Here is a 19,172-nt window from a genome sequence, read left to right on the forward strand (position 1 = left end):
GGGAAACACCCGGTGTGGCAGCGAAAGGAACAGCATGCCCGGATTCAACGACGTCGCCTGGTTCGAGATCGGCGCCACCGACCCGGCGGCCGCCGAACGGTTCTACGGTGACGTCTTCGGCTGGAAGGTCGCGCAGGACGACACGGCGAGCACCGACACGGCGTACCGGGTGATCGACACCGGCGGCTCGCGCGGCGGGCTCTCCACCGGTACCGAGGACTACGCGATCTTCACCGTGCTCGTCGAGGACGTCGCCGCCGCGTGCGAGCGCGCCGAAGCCGCCGGGGGCCGCGTGCAGCGCGCGCCCACCGTCAACCCCGTCGGCGTCACCTTCGCGCACCTGCTCGACCCGGCCGGCAACCATTTTTCCGTGTTCACCCCGCCAAAGTGAGCTGGTCGACGACGCCGTAGGGGATGTCGAGGTCCTCGCGCCGCAACGGGCGGGGCGGGGGCACCTCGGCGGTGACGGCGACGGAGGTGATCCGGTCGGTGCGGAAAGCGCGGATCTCCTCGCGCAGCCGGCACCACGCCACCAGGTACCAGTGGCCGGGCTTGCCGACGTACCCGAGCGGCTCGACGTCCCGCCGCGTCACGGCGCCCGCGCGATCGCGGTAGCCGATGCGCAGGACGCGGCGGGTGTCGAGCACCTGCGGCATCGGCGGTGGGCTGCTCGCGTCGCCGAGCAGGTGGACGCGGGAAGCGAGGTCCTGCGCCGCGGCGGCGTCGTCCTGCCGCATCGCCGCGACGAGCTTGCGCAGCGCCGAGCCGGCTTCGGCGCGGAAGGGCGTGCCGTCCAGCCGGCGCAGCGCGAGCGCCATCGCGACGGCTTCGCCGGGCGTGAGGTTGACCGGCGGCAGCGTGTGCGCGCGGTCGAGGCAGTACCCGCCGGTGCGGCCGGGTTCGGCGTAGATCGGGACGCCGGATTGCTGCAGCGCGCCGATGTCGCGTTCCACGGTGCGGGCGCTGACCTCGAACCTGGCCGCGAGCCAGCGCGCGCTGCGCGGCCTCGGTGCCACGGCGCGGAGCTCTTCGACGAGCGCGTACAGACGGTCGGTGCGGTTCACGCGGCCGACTTTAGGGGTGGGGTACGACAGTTTCAGGCGAGCGCGAGGAGGGCGGCCGCGACGGCGGCTTCGACCCCGGCGCCGAGGACGTCTCCGGTGATGCCGCCGAGCCTGGTCGTGCACCGCTTGAGGAGGAGGGCGGTGACTCCGTAGGCGAGGAGTACCGCGAGCGGTCCGCGCCACCAGGGGAGCCCGGGCAGCAGCGCGCTCAGCGCGGCCGCGGCGAGGCCGATGGCGAGCGCGGCGGTGCGGGGGACCGAGCCGGCGACGGTGGCGCCGAGGCCTTCCGGGCGCGCGGAGGGGACGCCGTTCGCACAGGCCATGGAGAGCGTGCACCTTCCGATGAGGACGGCGGCGAACGCTTGGTAAGGGGTGGTGAGGGCGCCGGCTTGGACGAGGAGGGTGAGGACGAGGGTGGCGACGCCGGTGGGGCCCGCGTCGCCGCGGCGCATGACGTCGAGGGCTTTGGTGCGGTCGTAGGACGCGCCGAGGCCGTCGGCGGTGTCGGCGAGGCCGTCGAGGTGGAGGCCGCGGCTGCCGAGCGCGACGGCCCCGATGGCGAGGGCGGCGGTGGCGAGGGCCGGGAGGTGGAGCGCTTGCCCGGCGGCGACGACGAGCCCGGCGGCGAGCGCCAGGGGGACGGCGGCGAGGGGGGCCAGGAGCATGGCGCCGCCGGCCGTGCGGCGGTCGATGACCCGGGGTGCCGGGACGGGGATGGTGGTGAGGGTCCCGACGGCCATCCGCGCGGAGTCGGCCCAGCGGCTCACGGCTGGTTGTCCACAGGTGGCTCGGCGGCGGCTGAGTTGTCCACAGATCGCCGAGCGGGGGTTTCGGCGGTGGGGCGGCCGGTAGACTGGACTTGGGACGGCCCCCTGGGAGTGGTGGGGTTTTGTCTTCTCCCGGGGGCGGCCAGGCAGCAACCGCCCGGGCCGGAGCCGGGGGCCGTGGACGTCAGGTCGGGGCCCCCGGGCGGCTCGTGCGTCACGCCAGGTCCGCCAGCAGGCCCATATCCGCCAGGATCGCCCGGGCCGCTCGCAGGGCCGGGACCGCCTGCACCGCGCCGCTGCCTTCGCCCAGCCGCAGGCCGAAGTCCAGGATCGGCTCCAAGCCCAGTGCCTTCAGCGCGAACGCCTGCGACGGCTCCGTCGACCGGTGCCCGGCCAGCCACCACTGCTCCACGCCCGGGGCGATGTCCCGGGCGACCAAGGCCGCCGCGCCGGAGAACACGCCGTCCAGCAGGACCGGGATGCCTCGGACCGCCGCCTCCACCAGGAAGCCCGCCGTGGCCGCGAGGCATGCGCTGCCCAGCGTCGTCAGGCGGTCGAACGGGTCCTCGACGCGGCCCTCTGCCCGTGACAAGGCCGCGGCCACCGCCGAAGTCTTGCGGGACAGGCCCGCCGCGTCCACGCCCGTGCCCGTGCCGACCACCTCCGCGGCCGGGAGGCCCAGGGAAGCCGCGACCACCGCCGCGCACACCGCGGTGTTGCCGATGCCCATGTCGCCCGGGATCAGCAGGTCCGCGGCGGCCTCCTCGGCGGCGATCGCCCGGCCCGCCTCGAACGCCGCGCGTGCTTCGCCGGGAGCCAGGGCGTCCTCGACGTCGATCGAGCCCGAACCGCGGCGGATCTTGTGGGCCGTCACCGCGGCCGGTACGTCCGAACCGTCCCAATCCACGCCGAGGTCGGCCACCCGGACCTGCGCGCCGACCTGCGCGGCCAGCACGTTCACGCCGCTCTTGCCCGCCAGGAACACCCGGACCATCGCCGCCGTCACCTCGCGCGGGTACGCCGAGAGCGCCGACACGCCGTGGTCGCCCGCGAAGACCACCACCCGGACGTCGTCGAGCGGGCGCGGCGGGACGCTGCCGTGCGCCGCGGACAGCCAGGCCGCGAGCTCCTCCAGCCTGCCGAGCGCGCCGAGCGGTTTGACCAGGCCGTCGAGCCGCTCCAGCGCGGCGGCGCGGGCGGCGGGGTCGGGCACGGGTACGTCGAACACGGGCGCCTCCAGCTACAGGTCGAGCGCCCGGCCCGCGACGACCAGCACGACCCGGTCGGCGTCGGCGGACACCCGGTTGTTGAGTGCGCCCAGCACATCACGGAACAGCCGTCCGGACGACGTTGCGGGCACCACACCGCTGCCGACTTCGTTGCTGACCGCGACCACCGGCACCCGCGCCGCGGCCCACGCGGCGAGGAAGTCTTCGAGCCGGTCGTCCAGCCGGTGCTCCCAGCCGCGCTTCTGTTCCCACGCGCCGACGTCGTCGAGGACGCGGGAGAGCCAGGTGCCGAGGCAGTCGATGAGCAGCGGCTCGGTCGCCGTGCGCAGGGTGCCGGCGAGGTCGGTCGTCTCGACGGTCTTCCAGTGCGACGGCCGCCGCGCCTGGTGCGCGGCCACCCGGGCGGCCCATTCGGGGTCGTCTTCGCCCGCGGGCAGGCCGGGCGCGACGTAGACGAGGTGCGGGTGGCCGGCGACGAGCCGCTCGGCGTGCCGCGACTTCCCCGAGCGGACCCCGCCCAGGACGAGCACCTTGCCTTCGTCGCGTCCGTACCGGCGGAGGGCGCGTGCCAGGGTCTCGAGGTACCCGGCGAGCCGGTAGGTCAGCTTGGTCATACCCGGCATTGTGGTGCACGCGCTACCGTGCGCCACGTGCCACTCCGTCTAGGGACAACAGCGGCCGGACTCGTTACCGGATACGTCGCCGACGCGCTGTTCGGTGACCCCCGAACGGGTCATCCGGTCGCCCTGTTCGGCAGTGCCGCGGCTCGCCTGGAACACCGTCTGTGGGCGGACTCGAAGCCGCGCGGAGTCGCGTACGCGGGGTTGTGCACCTTCGCCGCCGTAGGGCTGGGCGTCGCGCTTCAGACGGCGACGCGGCGACGCCCCTTCGCGCGCTTCGCGGTCACCGCCGCGTCCACCTGGGTCGTGCTCGGGGGCCGTGGGCTCGCCGCCGAAGGCGCCGAAATGGCCAGACTGCTCGAAGCGGGCGAAGTGCCCGGAGCGCGTCAGCGGCTGTCGCACCTCTGCGCGCGCGACGCGACAACGCTCGACACCGCCGAGCTGACCCGCGCGGCCACCGAGTCGATCGCCGAGAACACGTCGGACGCCGTGGTCGCGCCGCTGTTCTGGGGTGCGGTCGCCGGGCTGCCGGGCCTGCTCGGGTACCGGGCGCTCAACACGCTCGACGCGATGGTCGGCTACCGCTCCCCGCGGTACCGGAACTTCGGCTGGGCCGCGGCGCGGGCCGACGACGTGGCCAACCTGGTGCCCTCGCGGCTGGGTGCGGCGCTCGTGGTGGTGTGCGCGGGCGGCCGGGCGCGGGAATCCTGGCGGGTGTGGCGCCGGGACGGTTCGCGGCACCCCAGCCCGAACGCCGGCCAGGTCGAGGCGGCTTTCGCGGGCGCGCTGGGCATCCGGCTCGGCGGCACGAACAGCTACGGCGGTGAGGTCGAGAGCCGGGCGAGGCTGGGGGACGGGCGCGACCCGGAGCCGGTGGACCTGAGGCGCGCGGTGCTCTTGTCCCGCCTGGTCGGGGCGGTGGCGGTCCTCGCCGCGGCCGCGGTGGCGGCGCGATGAGCGGCCTTCTCGTCGCCGGGACGACGTCCGATGCCGGGAAGAGCCTGGTCACCGCCGGGATCTGCCGGTGGCTCGCGCGTCGCGGCGTCCGTGTGGCGCCCTTCAAGGCCCAGAACATGTCCAACAACTCGATGGTCTGCGGCGACGGCGCCGAGATCGGCCGGGCGCAGTGGGTGCAGGCCCGCGCCGCCGGGGTCGAGCCCGAGGCCGCCATGAACCCCGTGCTGCTCAAGCCGGGCAGCGACCGGCGCAGTCACGTCGTCGCGCTCGGGAAGCCGTTCGGGACGCTCGAAGCCGGCGAGTACGCCACCGGGCGGGCCGGGCTCGCGGAGATCGCCTTCCAGGCGTTCGAGGACCTCAGCGGGCGCTACGACGTCGTCGTCTGCGAGGGCGCCGGCAGCCCGGCGGAGATCAACCTCCGCGGCGGCGACTACGTCAACATGGGGCTGGCGCGACGGTTCGGCCTGCCCGTGCTGGTCGTCGGCGACATCGACCGCGGGGGCGTGCTGGCCGCGATGTTCGGCACCCTCGCGCTGCTTTCGGCCGAAGACCAGGCGCTCGTCGCGGGCTGGGTGGTCAACAAGTTCCGCGGCGACGTCGGCCTGCTGCGCCCGGGCCTGGACAGCCTCGAAAAGGTCACCGGACGGCCCGTGCTGGGCGTCCTGCCCTGGCTCGACCGCGTGTGGATCGACTCCGAGGACGCGCTGGCGGCCGCGGGCTGGCGCCGGGAGACCCACGGTCGTGGCCTGCGCGTGGCCGTCGTGCGGTTCCCGCGCGCGTCCAACGCCACCGACGTCGACGCGCTCGCCGCCGAGCCCGGGGTCACCGTCACGCTGACCGCCGATCCGGACGTCGTCGTGGCCGCGGACGTCGTCGTGCTGCCCGGTTCGCGCGCCACCGTCGACGACCTCGCCTGGCTGCGCGAGCGCGGCCTCGACACGGCGGTGGCGGCCCGTAAGACCGCCGGCCGGCCGGTGCTCGGCATCTGCGGTGGCTACCAGATGCTCGCGGAGTCCATTGTGGACGACGTCGAGTCCGGGGCCGGTACGGTGCCCGGCCTCGGCCTGCTGCCGACGCGGGTGACGTTCGCCGCCGAGAAGGTCCTCGCCCGGCCGTCGGGCGAATGGCGCGGCAACCCCGTGCACGCCTACGAGATCCACCACGGTTCGGTGACTGTGAACACCACCGGGGAGTCCTTTTTGGACGGTGTACGCGCCGGCCCGGTGTGGGGCACGATGTGGCACGGCGCCTTCGAGAACGACGCTTTCCGCCGCGCGTGGCTCACCGAAGCGGCGGCGCAGGCGGGCATCGAGTGGGCCCCGGCGCCCGATGCGCCCGGGTTCGGGGACCTGCGCGAAGAAATGCTCGACAAGCTCGCGGACGCGATCGAGGAGCACCTGGACGCGGCGACGCTGCTGGCGTTGCTCGACCGGGGCGCGCCGGCGGGACTTCCGTTCGTCCCGCCGGGCGCTCCCTAGTCAGGCGGCGACGGCGACGGCCTTCTTGTTCAACGCCTTCTCCGCGAACGCGCCGAACGCCAGGCCCAGCGCGAGCCACAGCGTCACCTGGGTGCCGACCGACGCCGTGCGGAAGCTCCACAGCGTCGACGCCGGGAACTCCGCCGGGACCTCGTCGACCACCGGCATCAGCCAGGCCACCACGCCGATCACGACGAGGTAGCCCGCCGCGGCGAGGAGGAAGCCGTTCCAGGCGCCGAAGCGGTCGGCCAGCTTGCGGCCGAACACCGTCGCGAGGATGCCCGCGAGCAGGGACACCGCGACGAACCCGAAGTAGAGCTCGGTGCGCGAGCCGATCGTGCCCGGCTGCCCGACCGCGGGCGGGTTGGCCGGGTACTTCAGGAACGGCACCAGGAACACCACGGTGAACGCGCCCGCCGTGAGCAGCAGGGCCGTCACGCGGGGGCGCAGGTTGCCGAGGCGTCCTTGGGCGAACGCGAAGGCGAGCGAGAGCAGGCCGCCGATCGCCACGCCGTAGACGAGGACGCCGGCGAGCAGGCCGGCGGTGCTCTGGACGTCCCGGGGGACGAGCTCCTCTTCGTGCTCTCCAGCGGGCTCGGCGCCGGTGCCCGCGTCGTGCGAGTGGGAATGGCCGCCGGACTCTTCGAGGCCGATGGCGGTGTTCACCGACGGCTCACCGAAGGCGTAGGCGAACCCGAACGCGAGCACACCGGCGATCAGGCCCGCGAGCATGCCGCGGACCAGCAGGGTCTTCATCATGGGAGTGCGTGCCGCCGATCAGTGGCAGGGGAAGGCCAGCAGGTGCCGGCCGTCGTGCACGAACTCGTGGACGTACATGTTCGCGAACACCGCGGTGGCGCCCTGCTCGGCGCTCACGAAGTACAGCGCGATCAGCGCGAGGAGCACCACGAACACCGCCCACGGCACGATCTCACGGATCGGGATGCGGATCGGGAGCGGGACGGCGGGAACTGCCGTGTGGGACATGAGCGTGGCCTCCTCGGGCTTTCGCGGCCTCATCGGGGTCGGTCACGAGGGTCCGGGTCTGGCTTCCCCCTGGCGGGGGTCACAGTGGCGCGACCGCGCGGACTTGCACCGCGTTCCGGAATCTCCTCGTCTGGCCGGTTGAGCGTAGGTCCGCCGTTCCGCGCGCGTCAATGTGACAATGCCGCGGTGACTCGAATGGTGGCGGCCCTCGATGTGGGCGGGACGACGATCAAGGCGGCGTTGCTCGACGAGCAGCTCCAGCCCCAGGCGGCACTGCGGGCGGAGACGGCCCGCAGCGCGGACGGGACGGCGCTGGCGGCGCAGGTCGTGGACATCGTGGCCGCGCTGGCGGAGCAGGCGGGCACCGGGCAGCCCGCCGCCGTCGGCGTCGTGGTGCCCGGGATCGTCGACGAGCAGACCCGGATCTGCCACTTCTCCGCCAACCTCGACTGGCGCGAAGTGCACTTCGGCGAGCTCCTGGAAGGGCGGCTGGGGCTGCCGGTGGCGTTCGGGCACGACGTCACCGCGGGCGGCATCGCCGAGTTCCGGGTCGGCGCCGGGCAGGGTGCGACGAACGCGGCGTTCATCCCGGTCGGCACCGGGATCGCGGCCGCGCTGCTGCTCGACGGCCGGATCCACCGCGCGCACGGGCAGGCGGGCGAGGTCGGCCACATCGACGTGGGCCACCCCGGCAAGTGCGGCTGCGGCGCGACCGGCTGCCTGGAGGCGATCTCGTCGGCGGCCGCGATCGCCCGCCGCTACACCGAGCGCACGGGCCGCCCGGCCGACGGCGCCCGCGAAGTGGTCGAGCTGGCCCGCGGCGGCGACGAGGTCGCGGTCGCGGTGGTCCAGGACGCCCTCGACGGGCTCGGCCACGGCATCCGGACGCTGCTGACGCTGCTCGGCCCGGAAGTGATCGTCCTGGGCGGCGGCCTGTTCACCGCGGCCGACTACGTGCTGGAGCCGGTGCGCGAGTGGCTGGCCGCGCACCTGACGTTCCAGACGATGCCGGAGCTGCGGATCGCGAAGCTGGGCGACGAAGCCGGCCGCCTGGGCGCCGGCCTGCTGGCCCTGGACCTGCTGGACGGCTAAGCCAGGAGGACGTCGACCCCGGCCGCTTCGAACGCCGCGACGTGGCCGGGGTCCGCGCCCGAATCCGTGATCAGCCGGTCGACCGCCGTCGTGTCGCAGATGCGGGCGAAGGCGTGGCCGCCCAGCTTGCCGCTGTCCGCGATCACCACCACGTGCCGGGCCCGCGAAGCCATCAGCCGGTTGATGCTCGCCTCGCCCTCGTGGTGGGCGTACGCGCCGCGCTCGGCGTCGAACGCGTCCACGCCGAGGAACAGCAGGTCGAGCGTGATCTGGTCGAGGAACAGGGTCGCCAGCGGCCCGGTCAGCTCGAAGGAGTGCTGCCGGGCGACGCCGCCGGTCACCACGATCTTGATGTGCGGGCGCACCGCCAGCTCGTGGGCGATGTTGAGCGCGTTGGTCACCACGGTCAGGGCCGGGGAGCCGTCCCGGCCGGGTGCTTCCGGGCGCAGCGCGAGCGCGCGGGCGACCTGGGTGCTCGTCGTGCCGCCGTTGAGCCCGATCACCATGCCGCGTTCGACCAGGCCGGCGGCGGCGGCGCTGATGCGCTGCTTTTCGGGGGCGTTGCGCGCGGCTTTGTGCCGCAGCGGCAGGTCGTAGGCCACGTTACTGGCCACCGCGCCGCCCCGCGTGCGGGTCAGCAGCCGGCGCCCGGCCAGGTGGTCAAGGTCGCGCCGGATCGTCGCGGGGGAGACGTCGAGCTCTTCCGCGGAGGCCTCGACGTCGATCTTTTCCCGCTGCCCCACCATGTCCAGCAGTGCGCTGAGCCGTTCGTGCCGGTCCAAGCCCATCCCTCCGCAGCACCTTCCCGAGCTGCCAAGGTACTACGCGTGACGGTGCCGGGACGCGGAAACGCGGGCCCCGTGTGGGGCCCGCGTTCCGGTGCCTAGCGGATCAGAACCACCACTGGGACTTGCCGCCCGCGATGAAGTCCCACAGCTGCAGCTTCGTGCCGTTGCCGCCCACCGTGCCCTCGGCGGTCAGGTAGCGCGGGCTGGCCGGGGTCTGCTGGCGCAGGTAGCCCTCGGGGATCTCGGTCAGGCTCCACCACTGGTTCTTGCCACCGGCCTGGAAGTCCCAGAGCTGGATCTTGGTGCCGTTCTTGCCGATCGAGTTCGCGTCGGCGTCGAGGTACCGGCCGCTCTGGTAGTTCTGGAACCGGTAGTAGCCCTCCGGGTTCTGCGTCAGCCACCACGCCTGGTTCGGGGCGGTGTCGTTGCAGTCCCACAGCTGGACCTTCGTGCCGTTGGCGTTGATGGTGTTCGCGTCGGCGTCCCAGCAGCGGCCGAAGGCCGCGGACTCGATGATGTACGGGCCCGGGTCGACGGCCGCGGCGGCCATCGTGTTCGTCGACTTCTTCTGCTGGACGCCGGCCACCTTCGCCGGGCGCAGCTTGAGCTGGCCGAGCGAGGAGACCGCGGTGCCCTTGCCGTCGGCGGGCGCGGCGCCGGCCTGCGGCACGGCGATCAGGCCGAACAGGCCCGCGGTCGCGGCGACCGTCACCATCAGGCGCTTCATCTTCGTCATCGTTCCCCTTTTCGGATCATCGGTGTGCTGACGACGAAGGCGCGCGGCAACCGGCGCCGGGCCGCTGCGGCCCGGCGCCGGGAAGTGCCGGCGAATCCCCCTCGTCGAGACCGCGAACCCCCGAAAGCGGTCTCTGAAACCATCATTCAGGGCCGGTCCGTCCCCGTCGAGAAGATTTCCCGGAGAGGCAAAAACGCAGGTCAGATATGTAACGGAACGAGATCTTCACCCGATGGAGGGGCAAAGACCCGGGGGGATCGTGCGCATCGAACTGACGTTGCCGGACCTCGTCCGCGTCGGCCTCGCCGCCGCGGCCGACCCGATGGGTGAGCTGGCCGCGAGCCTGCAGCTCCTGCAGCGGCGCGACGGCGGCCGCAACGCGGCTTCCGCGGCGTTCAACCGGTGGCGCTACCGCGTCTGGCAGGGGCTGCCGGACTCCGCGGCGGTGCTGATGTGGCTGTGCCGGCCGGACGCGCCGATCCCGGAGTTCCTGGTGCCCGCGGCGGGCCGCTACGACCTCGAGACGGGGCTCGCGGCGGTGCTGAAGGCGGATCCGGTGAGCCTCAAGGCATCGCTGCGCACCGCGCCCCCCGACCATGACCTGCCGTCGTGGGCGGCCGCGTTCGCCGACGGCGACACCGCGGGCCTGCCCCGATTGGTCCAGGCCATGCAGGACTACCACGACCTGGCGGTCGCGCCGGGCTGGGACGCGGTGTGCGCGCAGGTGGACGCGGACCTCGGGATGCGCACGCAGGTGCTGCTCCACGGCGGCGTCGACGCGCTCCTGACCGGCCTGCGCCCGAAGATCCGCTGGGCGGCACCGGTCCTGGAGGCCGACGACGGGCTCCCCGGCTCGCTCCCGTCGGAAGGCACCGGCCTGCTGCTGGTGCCGACGTACTTTTCCGTGGGCCCGGCGCTGGTCCCGCCGGTGCCGGGCGGCGTGCCCCGGCTGCTCTACCCGTGCGTCCGCCACGCGGCGCACGCCGCGGGCCTCGACCGGGCGGTCCGGAAGCCGCCGGGCAACGCGCTGGCGGACCTGCTGGGCCCGACCCGCGCGGCGGCGCTGACCATCCTGGCGGTCGGCTGCTCGACGTCGGAACTGGCGGCCCGGCTGGGGGTCACGCCGTCGGCGGTCAGCAAGCACACGACGGTGCTGCGGCGCGCCGGGCTGATCATCACGCACCGGGAGCGCAACACCGTGCTGCACTCGCTCACCCCGCTGGGAAGCGCTCTCTTGGACAGCTGAGGACCGGGGCCGTCCGGGGTGCGGCGGATGTAGTGAACGACTCTTTCATGACGTCCGGTCCCGGGAATCATGGTCGGGTGCCCTGCCGAGCGCGGCGGTCGCCGCCACCAGTTCGGCCAGCGCTTCCCGGCAAAGCTCGCCGAAGCCGCGTTCGTCCGACGGCTCCAGCCACCGCTGGAAGCCCGTGGTGAAGGCTAGGCCGCCGATCTCGGCCGCCAGGCTCGCCGCCGGTTCGCCGACGCCGCGTTCCCGCAACGCCTCGGCCATCGCGGCCCGCAGTTTCGCGCGCTTGAGCAACTCTCGTTCCCGCAGGTCGCTGTGGCCCGCGACCACCACCTGGACCTTGCGCGCCCACTCGCGCCGCTCGGGCCCGAACACCTCGCCGATCGCCGTCAGGGCCGCCGAGATCGCCTCGACCGGCGTCGCTTCCGCGGGCGCCGAAGCGATCGAGCCGGAAAAGAGGCGGCTCAGGATGTCCTGGCCCGCGAACAGCACTTCGCGCTTGTCGGCGTAGTGGCGGAAGAACGTGCGCTTGGTGAGCCCGGCCCGCTCGGTGATCTCGGCGACCGTGACGCTCTCGTAGCCCCGGTCGAGGAACTCCGCCACGGCGGCGCGCATCAGCCGCTCGCGCGTGTTCGGCTCCCACCGGCTCATGGGGCCCAGCTTAGGCGATGGCACCGGGTGTCATCACGGTGCTACGGTGATGGCACCAAGTGTCATCACTGCGCGGAGGTCGTCATGCGTGTTTTCGTCACCGGTGCGTCGGGCTGGATCGGCTCGGCCCTCGTCCCCGAACTCCTGGGCGCCGGCCACGACGTCGTCGGCCTGGCCCGGTCGGACGGCTCGGCCGCCGCGATCGAGGCCATGGGCGGCGAGGCGCTCCGCGGCGGCCTGACCGACCTCGAGCTGCTCCGGAACGCCTCAGCGGACGCCGACGGCGTCGTCCACCTGGCCTTCGGGCACGACTTCAGCCGGATCGAGGAAACGATCGAGACCGACGCGCGGGCCGTCGAAGCGATGGGCTCGGCGCTGGCCGGCAAGCCGTTCGTGGTCGCGTCGGGCACGCCGGTCGTGCCCGGGCGCGCGTCCCTGGAGGACGACAACCCGGACGGCGCCGGTCCGGTCGCGGGCCGCACCGAGATCGCCCGCGCGGTGGTCGCGATGGCCGGGCGCGGGGTGCGGTCGTCCGTCGTCCGCCTGCCGCGGTCGGTGCACGGCGAAGGCGACAACCACGGCTTCATCGCCCAGCTGATCGGCCTGAACCGCGAAAAGGGCGTCTCGGCCTACGTCGGCGACGGAACGCAGCGCTGGCCCGCGGTGCACGTCGTGGACGCCGCACACCTGTTCCGCCTGGCACTGGAGCAGGCCCCGGCGGGCGCGGTGCTGCACGCGGTCGGCGACGAAGGCGTGGCGATCCGCGACCTGGCCGAGGTGATCGGCACCCGGCTGAACCTGCCGCCCACGTCGGTTCCGGCCGGGGAGCTGGGCTTCCTGGGCCTGATCCTGTCGGTGGACCAGCCCTCGGGCAGCGCGCGCACGCAGGAGCTGCTCGGCTGGCGCCCGACGCGGCCCGGCCTCCTCGAAGACGTCGAGAAGGGCCACTACTTCGGGTAGGAGTGGGACAGCGCCGGCGGAGGTGGCGACAGTGACACCCCCGCCGGCGCCGGGCTTACGCGATCGGCCGGTCCGTCGGCGCGATCGGGGCGGGCAGGAAGTCCCGCCCGGTCAGGAAGGCGTCGACGCCGGCCGCGGCGCTGCGGCCCTCCGCGATCGCCCAGACGATCAGGGACTGGCCGCGGCCCATGTCGCCGGCCACGAACACGTTGTCGAGGCTCGTCTTGAACGCCTTGTCGCGGACGACGTTGCCGCGCCCGTCCAGCTCGACGCCGAGGTCTTCGAGCAGGCCCTGCTTCTGCGGGCCGAGGAAGCCCATGGCCAGCAGGACGAGCTGCGCGGGCAGCTCGCGCTCCGAGCCCTCGACGGGGACGAACTTACCGCCCTCGTTGCGCACCTCGACCAGCTTCAGAGCCCGCACGCGGCCGTCGGCGTCGCCCAGGAACTCCTGCGTGTTCACCGCGTACAGCCGCTCGCCGCCCTCTTCGTGCGCCGAGGACACCCGGTAGATCATCGGGTACGTCGGCCACGGGTGGGCGTCCGAACGGGACTCCGGCGGCTTGGGCATGATCTCCAGCTGCGTCACCGAACGCGCGCCCTGGCGGTGCGACGTCCCGACGCAGTCCGCGCCCGTGTCACCGCCGCCGATGACGACGACGTCCAAGCCCTCGGCCGAATACGGCGAGACGTCGAGGTCGCCTGAGGCGACCCGGTTGGCCGGCGGCAGGAATTCCATGGCCTGGTGGATGCCGTCCAGTTCGCGACCGGGGATCGCGAGGTCGCGCCAGTCGGTGGCCCCGCCGGCGAGCACCACGGCGTCGTGGGCCAGCAGCTCGGACACCGGCAGGTCCGCGCCGACGTTCACCGACGCCCGGAACTCCGTGCCCTCGGCTTCCATCTGCGCGAGCCGGCGGTCGAGGCGGGACTTCTCCATCTTGAACTCGGGGATGCCGTAGCGCAGCAGCCCGCCGATCTTGTCGGCCCGCTCGAAGACCACGACGCTGTGGCCCGCGCGCGTGAGCTGCTGCGCCGCGGCGAGTCCCGACGGGCCGGAGCCCACGACCGCGACCTTCTTGCCGGTCTTCACCGCGGGCACTTCCGGCGTGATCCAGCCCTCTTCGAAGGCGCGGTCGACGATGGAGATCTCGACGCGCTTGATCGTCACCGGGTCGTCGTTGATGCCGAGCACGCACGCGGTTTCGCACGGCGCCGGGCACAGCGTGCCGGTGAACTCCGGGAAGTTGTTCGTCGCGTGCAGCCGCTCGATGGCCTGGCGCCAGTCGTCCCGCCACACCAGCGTGTTCCACTCGGGGATGAGGTTCCCGAGCGGGCAGCCCTGGTGGCAGAACGGGATGCCGCAGTCCATGCAGCGGCCGGCCTGCTTCTCCAGCTTCGTCGACGCGAAGTCTTCGTAGACCTCGCGCCAGTCCATCAGCCGGAGGTCGACCGGACGGCGCTTCGGCTCTTCGCGGGTGGTGGTCAGAAAGCCCTTGGGGTCAGCCATGTGCGGCCTCCATGATCGCCTCGTTCACGTCGCGCCCGTCGCGCTCGGCCTGCACCTGGGCGGCGAGCACGCGCTTGTAGTCCTTCGGCATGACCTTCCCGAAGCGGTCGACGCCCGCGTCCCAGTCGGCCAGCAGTTCCCGCGCGACGGCGGATTCCGTTTCGTCGTAGTGCTTTTCCAGCGTTTCGCGCAGGAAGTCCGCGTCCTCGGAGTCGAGCGGGTCGAGGTCGACCATCTCCGGGTTGACGCGGTGCGCGGGCAGGTCGAGCACGTAGGCGATGCCGCCGGACATGCCGGCCGCGAAGTTCCGCCCGATCGGGCCGAGCACGACCATCCGGCCGCCGGTCATGTACTCGCCGCCGTGGTCGCCGACGCCTTCGACGACGGCCAGCGCGCCGGAGTTGCGCACGCAGAACCGCTCGCCGACCTTGCCGCGGATGAAGATCTCGCCGCTCGTGGCGCCGTAGGCGATCACGTTGCCGGCGATGATCTGCTCTTCGGCGACGTAGCTGGCTTCCTTCGGCGGCCGCACGATCAGCCGGCCGCCGGAGAGGCCCTTGCCGACGTAGTCGTTGCCGTCGCCGATCAGCCGCAGCGTGATGCCCTTCGGCACGAACGCGCCGAACGACTGGCCCGCCGTCCCGGTGAAGGTGACGTCGATGGTGTCGTCGGGCAGGCCTTCGCCGCCCCACCGCTTGGTCAGCTCGGAGCCGAGCATGGTGCCGACGGTCCGGTTCACGTTGCGCACCGGCAGTTCCAGCCGCACCTTGTCACCGGAGTTCAGCGCGCCTTCGGCCAGCTGGATCAGCGTGTTGTCGAGCGCCTTCTCCAGCCCGTGGTCCTGCCGCGTCTGCTGCAGGCGCAGCCCGGCCGGGGCCAGCTCGGGCACGTGGAAGATCGGCGACAGGTCCAGCCCGGCCGCCTTCCAGTGCTCGACGGCCTTGCGCTTGTCGAGGAACTCGGCGTGCCCGACCGCCTCGGCGATCGACCGGAAACCGAGCTCCGCCAGGTACTCGCGCACTTCCTGGGCGATGAACTCGAAGAAGTTGACGACGTATTCGGCCTTGCCGCTGAACTTCTCGCGCAGCTTCGGGTTCTGTGTCGCGACGCCCACCGGGCACGTGTCGAGGTGGCAGACGCGCATCATGATGCAGCCCGACACCACCAGCGGCGCGGTCGCGAAGCCGAACTCCTCGGCGCCGAGCAGCGCCGCGACAATCACGTCGCGGCCGGTCTTGAGCTGGCCGTCGGTCTGCACGACGATCCGGTCGCGCAGCCGGTTGGCCAGCAGCGTCTGCTGCGTCTCGGCCAGGCCGAGCTCCCACGGGCCACCGGCGTGCTTGATGGACGACAGCGGCGACGCGCCCGTCCCGCCGTCGTGACCCGAGATGAGCACGACGTCCGCGTGCGCCTTGGACACGCCCGCCGCGACCGTGCCGACGCCGACCTCGGACACGAGCTTCACGTGGATGCGCGCGTTCGGGTTGGCGTTCTTGAGGTCGTGGATCAGCTGCGCCAGGTCCTCGATCGAGTAGATGTCGTGGTGCGGCGGCGGTGAGATGAGGCCGACGCCCGGCGTCGAGAACCGCGTCTTCGCGATCCACGGGTACACCTTCGCGCCGGGCAACTGCCCGCCCTCGCCGGGCTTCGCGCCCTGCGCCATCTTGATCTGGATGTCGTCGGCGTTGACGAGGTACTCGCTCGTGACGCCGAACCGGCCGGACGCGACCTGCTTCACGGCGCTGCGGCGCTCCGGGTCGTACAGCCGCTCCGCGTCTTCGCCGCCCTCACCGGTATTCGACTTGCCGCCGAGGCGGTTCATCGCGATGGCGAGGGTCTGGTGCATCTCCATCGAAATCGAGCCGTAGGAGATGGCGCCGGTGGCGAACCGCTTGACGATCTCCGAGACCGGTTCGACCTCCTCGATCGGCACCGGCGCGCGCTTGCCGTACTTGAAGTCGAACAGCCCGCGCAGCGTCAGCAGCTTCTCGGCCTGGTCGTCGACGGACTTCGTGTACTCCTTGAAGATCTCGTACTTGCCGGACCGGGTGGAGTGCTGCAGCTTGAAGACCGTCTGCGGGTTGAACAGGTGCGGCTCGCCCTCGCGGCGCCACTGGTAGTCCGCGCCGGTTTCGAGCTCGCGGTGCGCCGCCCGGACGCCGTCGGCCGGGAAGGCGTAGTTGTGCCGCTTCGCGACCTCTTCGGCGAGGGTTTCGAAGCCGACACCGCCGAGGCGGGACGTCGTGCCGGTGAAGCAGTTGTCGATGACCTCGTCGCCGAGCCCGATCGCCTCGAAGATCTGCGCGCCGGTGTAGGACGCGACGGTCGAGACACCCATCTTCGACATCGTCTTGCGGACGCCCTTGCCGAGCGCCTTGATCAGGTTCTGCGTGGCTTCCTTCGGCGTCACGCCGGGGATCAGGCCCTGGCGGGCCATCTCTTCGACGGTCGCCATCGCCAGGTACGGGTTCACCGCGGCGACGCCGTAGCCGATGAGCAGCGCGATGTGGTGCACCTCGCGCGCGTCGCCGGCCTCGACGATGAGGCCGACCTGCGTGCGCGTCTTCTCACGGACGAGGTGGTGGTGCACCGCGCCGGTCAGCAGCAGCGACGGGATCGGCGCGTGGTCCTCGTCGACCCCGCGGTCGGACAGCACGATCAGCCGCGCGCCGTCCTCGATCGCCTCGGACACCTCGGCGCGGATCTCGTCGAGGCGCTTGACCAGCGCCTCGCCGCCGCCGTGGACGTTGTAGCGGCCGAGCACGGTGACCGCCTGGAACTCCGGCAGGTCGCCGTCGTCGTTGACGTGCACCAGCTTCGCGAGCTGGTCGTTGTCGAGCACCGGGAAGGGCAGCACGATCCGGCGGCAGCTGGCGGCGGTGCCGACGAGCAGGTTCGGCTCGGCGCCGATCTGCGTGCCGAGCGCGGTCACGAGCTCCTCGCGGATGGCGTCCAGGGGCGGGTTCGTCACCTGGGCGAAGAGCTGGATGAAGTAGTCGAACAGCAGCCGCGGCCGGCTCGACAGCGTCGCGATGGGCGAGTCGTTGCCCATCGAGCCGATCGGTTCCGCGCCGGTGCGGGCCATCGGCTCGAGGATGGCGTCGAGCTCCTCCTCGGTGTAGCCGAACGCCTGCTGGCGGCGCACGAGCGCGGCGTGCAGCGGGACCTCGCGGTCGCGCTCGGGCAGGTCCTCGAGGTTGAGCAGCCCGGCCTCGACCCACTCGTCGTACGGGTGCTCGGTGGCCAGCTGGGTCTTGATCTCTTCGTCCTCGATGATCCGGCCCTCGGCGGTGTCCACGAGGAACATCCGGCCGGGTTCGAGGCGTCCCTTCCGGACGATCGTCGCCGGGTCGAGGTCGAGCACGCCGACTTCGGAGGCCAGCACGACGAGGCCGTCGTCGGTCACCCAGTAGCGGCCGGGACGCAGGCCGTTGCGGTCCAGGACCGCGCCGATCTGGCTGCCGTCGGTGAAGGCGACCAGCGCCGGGCCGTCCCACGGCTCCATCAGCGTCGAGTGGAACTCGTAGAAGGCGCGCCGGGCCGGGTCCATCTCCTGGTGGTTCTCCCAGGCCTCCGGGATCATCATCAGGACCGAGTGCGGCAGCGAGCGGCCACCGAGGTGGAGCAGCTCGAGCACCTCGTCGAAGGACGCCGAGTCGCTGGCGCCGCGGGTGATCACCGGGTAGATCCGCTTGAGGTCGCCCGGGACCAGGTCGGTCTCGAGCAGCGCCTCGCGGGCGTCCATCCAGTTGCGGTTGCCGCGCAGGGTGTTGATCTCGCCGTTGTGCGCGACGTACCGGTACGGGTGCGCCAGCGGCCACGACGGGAAGGTGTTGGTGGAGAAGCGGGAGTGCACCAGGCCGATGGCGCTGGTGACGCGCTCGTCGGTGAGGTCGGCGAAGAAGCGCTCGACCTGCGGCTCGGTGAGCATTCCTTTGTAGACGATCGTGCGCGAGGACAGCGACGGGAAGTAGACGTCGTCCTCGACGAGCTCGTGCTCGGCGCGCTTGCGGACGCAGAAGGCGCTGCGCTCGATGTGCAGCGGGTCCGAATGCTCCGGCTTCGGGCGGCGCGCGGCGAGGAACAGCTGCGTGAAGTGCGGCATGGTCTCGGCGGCGGTCGGCCCGCAGTGCTCGGTGTGCACCGGCAGCTCTCGCCAGCCGAGGACGCGCATGTCCTCTTCGGCGGCGATGCGCTCGATGGTCGTCATGGCCCGGCCGCGGCGTTTTTCGTCCTGCGGCAGGAAAGCGGTGCCGACGGCGTAGGTGCCCGGCTCGGGCAGCTCGAAGTCCACGACTTCGCGGTAGAACTCGTCCGGGACCTGGATGAGCAGGCCCGCGCCGTCCCCGGTGTCCGGTTCGGCTCCCCGCGCCCCTCGGTGTTCCAGGTTGCGCAACGCGACCAGGGCTTTGGCGACGATCGCGTGATCGCGCCGCCCGGTCAGGTCGGCGACGAAGGCGACACCGCAGGCGTCGTGTTCGTAGTCGCTCCGGTAGAGGCCCTCGGCCTCGGCGTTGCTGAACTGCTCCCCGAACGGGGGCAGGGAATTGGCACGGTGGGTCACGGCTGGCCGCCTCCCAAGGCGTTGGCGCGACCGGTACTCACTCCATCGTGTGGTTCGAGCTGAACCGGTTAACGAAGTGGTCCGGGACCGCGATGGTCAGTCGAGAACAGTTGCTGTTGTCGAAGTGCAAGATGCCGCGAAGCGTCGGCCGAGCTCCGATGCTCGGAAACCGGACGCGGGTCATCTGGGAGGCCGCACAGCGCTGGGCAGCCGAACGTGTCGGTCCTGCGAGCGCGCACGACGGACCACTGTGGTGGGGGTCAGCCGAGCGCGCGGTGTTACTCCCGGGTTCGCCGGGTCTTATGACGATAGTGTGAATTCGCTGTTATCGACATACGTCGTTGCCCCCGGGTGGGAAATGCCACGCTTGCGTTGACGCGCCAGGGGGTAGTCCCATATGTCGGTCTGTCCCTCCCGATTGCTGGTGCGGCTGGCCGCTGACCTGCGGAAACGTCTGTCCCAAGTGGTCTGGGGCACGTGCCGGCGCGTCGTGGCGGGGTGGGAAGCTGGGGACATGGCGGACTCG

The 19,172-nt window shown here is 72.3% G+C and carries 17 protein-coding genes; 6 read left to right on the top strand and 11 right to left on the bottom strand.

The genetic code is table 11. The annotated features are described in order from the left end of the window. The first annotated feature begins 34 nt into the window (after positions 1–34). Complete coding sequence (locus tag MUY14_RS01295) at positions 35–391, top strand: VOC family protein (RefSeq protein WP_247019939.1); 357 nt, start codon at positions 35–37, stop codon at positions 389–391. Here the strand turns inward: MUY14_RS01295 and MUY14_RS01300 are convergent. From MUY14_RS01300 to MUY14_RS01315, 4 genes are all read right to left on the bottom strand, one after another. Further along, a complete protein-coding gene (locus MUY14_RS01300) occupies positions 375–1,064 on the bottom strand; it encodes a YafY family protein (RefSeq protein ID WP_247019941.1) in 690 nt (229 codons plus the stop codon). The genes MUY14_RS01295 and MUY14_RS01300 overlap by 17 nt on opposite strands. A 32-nt stretch (positions 1,065–1,096) precedes the next feature. Next, positions 1,097–1,804: an adenosylcobinamide-GDP ribazoletransferase gene (locus MUY14_RS01305; protein ID WP_247025026.1), complete on the bottom strand. Its 708-nt coding sequence runs from the start codon at positions 1,802–1,804 to the stop codon at positions 1,097–1,099. Positions 1,805–2,045: 241 nt separating this feature from the next. After that, positions 2,046–3,059, bottom strand: coding sequence for a nicotinate-nucleotide--dimethylbenzimidazole phosphoribosyltransferase (gene cobT / locus MUY14_RS01310; RefSeq protein WP_247019943.1), 1,014 nt, complete (start codon positions 3,057–3,059; stop codon positions 2,046–2,048). A gap of 12 nt (positions 3,060–3,071) precedes the next feature. Then, complete coding sequence (locus MUY14_RS01315) at positions 3,072–3,674, bottom strand: bifunctional adenosylcobinamide kinase/adenosylcobinamide-phosphate guanylyltransferase (RefSeq protein ID WP_247019945.1); 603 nt, start codon at positions 3,672–3,674, stop codon at positions 3,072–3,074. Between the two features lie 36 nt (positions 3,675–3,710). Here MUY14_RS01315 and MUY14_RS01320 point away from each other — a divergent pair, with 36 nt between their 5' ends. Together MUY14_RS01320 and MUY14_RS01325 are read left to right on the top strand one after the other, a co-directional pair. Further along, the gene (locus MUY14_RS01320) at positions 3,711–4,637 is read left to right on the top strand and encodes a cobalamin biosynthesis protein (protein WP_247019947.1); all 927 of its coding nucleotides are present in this window, start codon (positions 3,711–3,713) and stop codon (positions 4,635–4,637) included. Further along, the gene (locus tag MUY14_RS01325) at positions 4,634–6,115 is read left to right on the top strand and encodes a cobyric acid synthase (RefSeq protein WP_247019949.1); all 1,482 of its coding nucleotides are present in this window, start codon (positions 4,634–4,636) and stop codon (positions 6,113–6,115) included. Before MUY14_RS01320 ends, MUY14_RS01325 begins: the two co-directional genes overlap by 4 nt. Here MUY14_RS01325 and MUY14_RS01330 read toward each other — a convergent pair whose 3' ends face one another. Further along, the gene (locus tag MUY14_RS01330) at positions 6,116–6,874 is read right to left on the bottom strand and encodes a CbtA family protein (protein WP_247019951.1); all 759 of its coding nucleotides are present in this window, start codon (positions 6,872–6,874) and stop codon (positions 6,116–6,118) included. Positions 6,875–6,892: 18 nt separating this feature from the next. Next, on the bottom strand, positions 6,893–7,102 hold the full coding sequence (locus MUY14_RS01335) for a CbtB-domain containing protein (RefSeq protein WP_247019953.1): 210 nt from the start codon (positions 7,100–7,102) through the stop codon (positions 6,893–6,895). Between the two features lie 195 nt (positions 7,103–7,297). Between MUY14_RS01335 and MUY14_RS01340 the strand changes: the two genes are divergently transcribed. Then, complete coding sequence (locus MUY14_RS01340) at positions 7,298–8,194, top strand: ROK family protein (RefSeq protein WP_247025027.1); 897 nt, start codon at positions 7,298–7,300, stop codon at positions 8,192–8,194. On the opposite strand, the gene MUY14_RS01345 is transcribed toward MUY14_RS01340, so the two are convergent. Beyond that, positions 8,191–8,982, bottom strand: a complete 792-nt coding sequence (locus MUY14_RS01345) for a DeoR/GlpR family DNA-binding transcription regulator (RefSeq protein ID WP_396126683.1) — start codon at positions 8,980–8,982, stop codon at positions 8,191–8,193. The genes MUY14_RS01340 and MUY14_RS01345 overlap by 4 nt on opposite strands. Positions 8,983–9,085: 103 nt before the next feature. Beyond that, the gene (locus MUY14_RS01350) at positions 9,086–9,718 is read right to left on the bottom strand and encodes an RICIN domain-containing protein (RefSeq protein ID WP_247019954.1); all 633 of its coding nucleotides are present in this window, start codon (positions 9,716–9,718) and stop codon (positions 9,086–9,088) included. Positions 9,719–9,977: 259 nt separating this feature from the next. Between MUY14_RS01350 and MUY14_RS01355 the strand changes: the two genes are divergently transcribed. Beyond that, positions 9,978–10,964 carry a helix-turn-helix transcriptional regulator gene (locus MUY14_RS01355; RefSeq protein WP_247019956.1) on the top strand — a complete coding sequence of 329 codons (987 nt, stop codon included), beginning with the start codon at positions 9,978–9,980 and terminating at the stop codon, positions 10,962–10,964. A gap of 45 nt (positions 10,965–11,009) precedes the next feature. Here MUY14_RS01355 and MUY14_RS01360 read toward each other — a convergent pair whose 3' ends face one another. Continuing rightward, positions 11,010–11,618 (bottom strand): TetR/AcrR family transcriptional regulator, encoded by a 609-nt coding sequence (locus MUY14_RS01360; RefSeq protein WP_247019958.1) that lies wholly within the window; start codon positions 11,616–11,618, stop codon positions 11,010–11,012. A gap of 84 nt (positions 11,619–11,702) precedes the next feature. Here MUY14_RS01360 and MUY14_RS01365 point away from each other — a divergent pair, with 84 nt between their 5' ends. Continuing rightward, positions 11,703–12,578 (top strand): SDR family oxidoreductase, encoded by an 876-nt coding sequence (locus MUY14_RS01365; RefSeq protein ID WP_247019960.1) that lies wholly within the window; start codon positions 11,703–11,705, stop codon positions 12,576–12,578. 55 nt (positions 12,579–12,633) lie between these two features. On the opposite strand, the gene MUY14_RS01370 is transcribed toward MUY14_RS01365, so the two are convergent. Further along, complete coding sequence (locus tag MUY14_RS01370; RefSeq protein WP_247019962.1) at positions 12,634–14,082, bottom strand: glutamate synthase subunit beta; 1,449 nt, start codon at positions 14,080–14,082, stop codon at positions 12,634–12,636. Beyond that, positions 14,075–18,646 (bottom strand): glutamate synthase large subunit, encoded by a 4,572-nt coding sequence (gene gltB, locus MUY14_RS01375; RefSeq protein ID WP_247019964.1) that lies wholly within the window; start codon positions 18,644–18,646, stop codon positions 14,075–14,077. The genes MUY14_RS01370 and gltB overlap by 8 nt, the downstream gene beginning before the upstream one ends. Between the last annotated feature and the right edge of the window lie 526 nt (positions 18,647–19,172).

The sequence above is a fragment of the Amycolatopsis sp. FBCC-B4732 genome (genome assembly GCF_023008405.1).
Classification (GTDB): Bacteria; Actinomycetota; Actinomycetes; order Mycobacteriales; family Pseudonocardiaceae; genus Amycolatopsis; species Amycolatopsis pretoriensis_A.

Bases quoted from the DNA above. Each gene is read 5' to 3' on its own strand.
- MUY14_RS01370 (WP_247019962.1), bottom strand. From the start codon at position 14,082: ATGGCTGACCCCAAGGGCTTTCTGACCACCACCCGCGAAGAGCCGAAG.
- MUY14_RS01330 (WP_247019951.1), bottom strand. From the start codon at position 6,874: ATGATGAAGACCCTGCTGGTCCGCGGCATGCTCGCGGGCCTGATCGCC.
- MUY14_RS01295 (WP_247019939.1), top strand. From the start codon at position 35: ATGCCCGGATTCAACGACGTCGCCTGGTTCGAGATCGGCGCCACCGAC.
- MUY14_RS01345 (WP_396126683.1), bottom strand. From the start codon at position 8,982: ATGGGCTTGGACCGGCACGAACGGCTCAGCGCACTGCTGGACATGGTG.
- MUY14_RS01350 (WP_247019954.1), bottom strand. From the start codon at position 9,718: ATGACGAAGATGAAGCGCCTGATGGTGACGGTCGCCGCGACCGCGGGC.
- MUY14_RS01335 (WP_247019953.1), bottom strand. From the start codon at position 7,102: ATGTCCCACACGGCAGTTCCCGCCGTCCCGCTCCCGATCCGCATCCCG.
- MUY14_RS01360 (WP_247019958.1), bottom strand. From the start codon at position 11,618: ATGAGCCGGTGGGAGCCGAACACGCGCGAGCGGCTGATGCGCGCCGCC.
- MUY14_RS01365 (WP_247019960.1), top strand. From the start codon at position 11,703: ATGCGTGTTTTCGTCACCGGTGCGTCGGGCTGGATCGGCTCGGCCCTC.
- MUY14_RS01315 (WP_247019945.1), bottom strand. From the start codon at position 3,674: ATGACCAAGCTGACCTACCGGCTCGCCGGGTACCTCGAGACCCTGGCA.
- MUY14_RS01305 (WP_247025026.1), bottom strand. From the start codon at position 1,804: ATGGCCGTCGGGACCCTCACCACCATCCCCGTCCCGGCACCCCGGGTC.
- MUY14_RS01340 (WP_247025027.1), top strand. From the start codon at position 7,298: ATGGTGGCGGCCCTCGATGTGGGCGGGACGACGATCAAGGCGGCGTTG.
- MUY14_RS01325 (WP_247019949.1), top strand. From the start codon at position 4,634: ATGAGCGGCCTTCTCGTCGCCGGGACGACGTCCGATGCCGGGAAGAGC.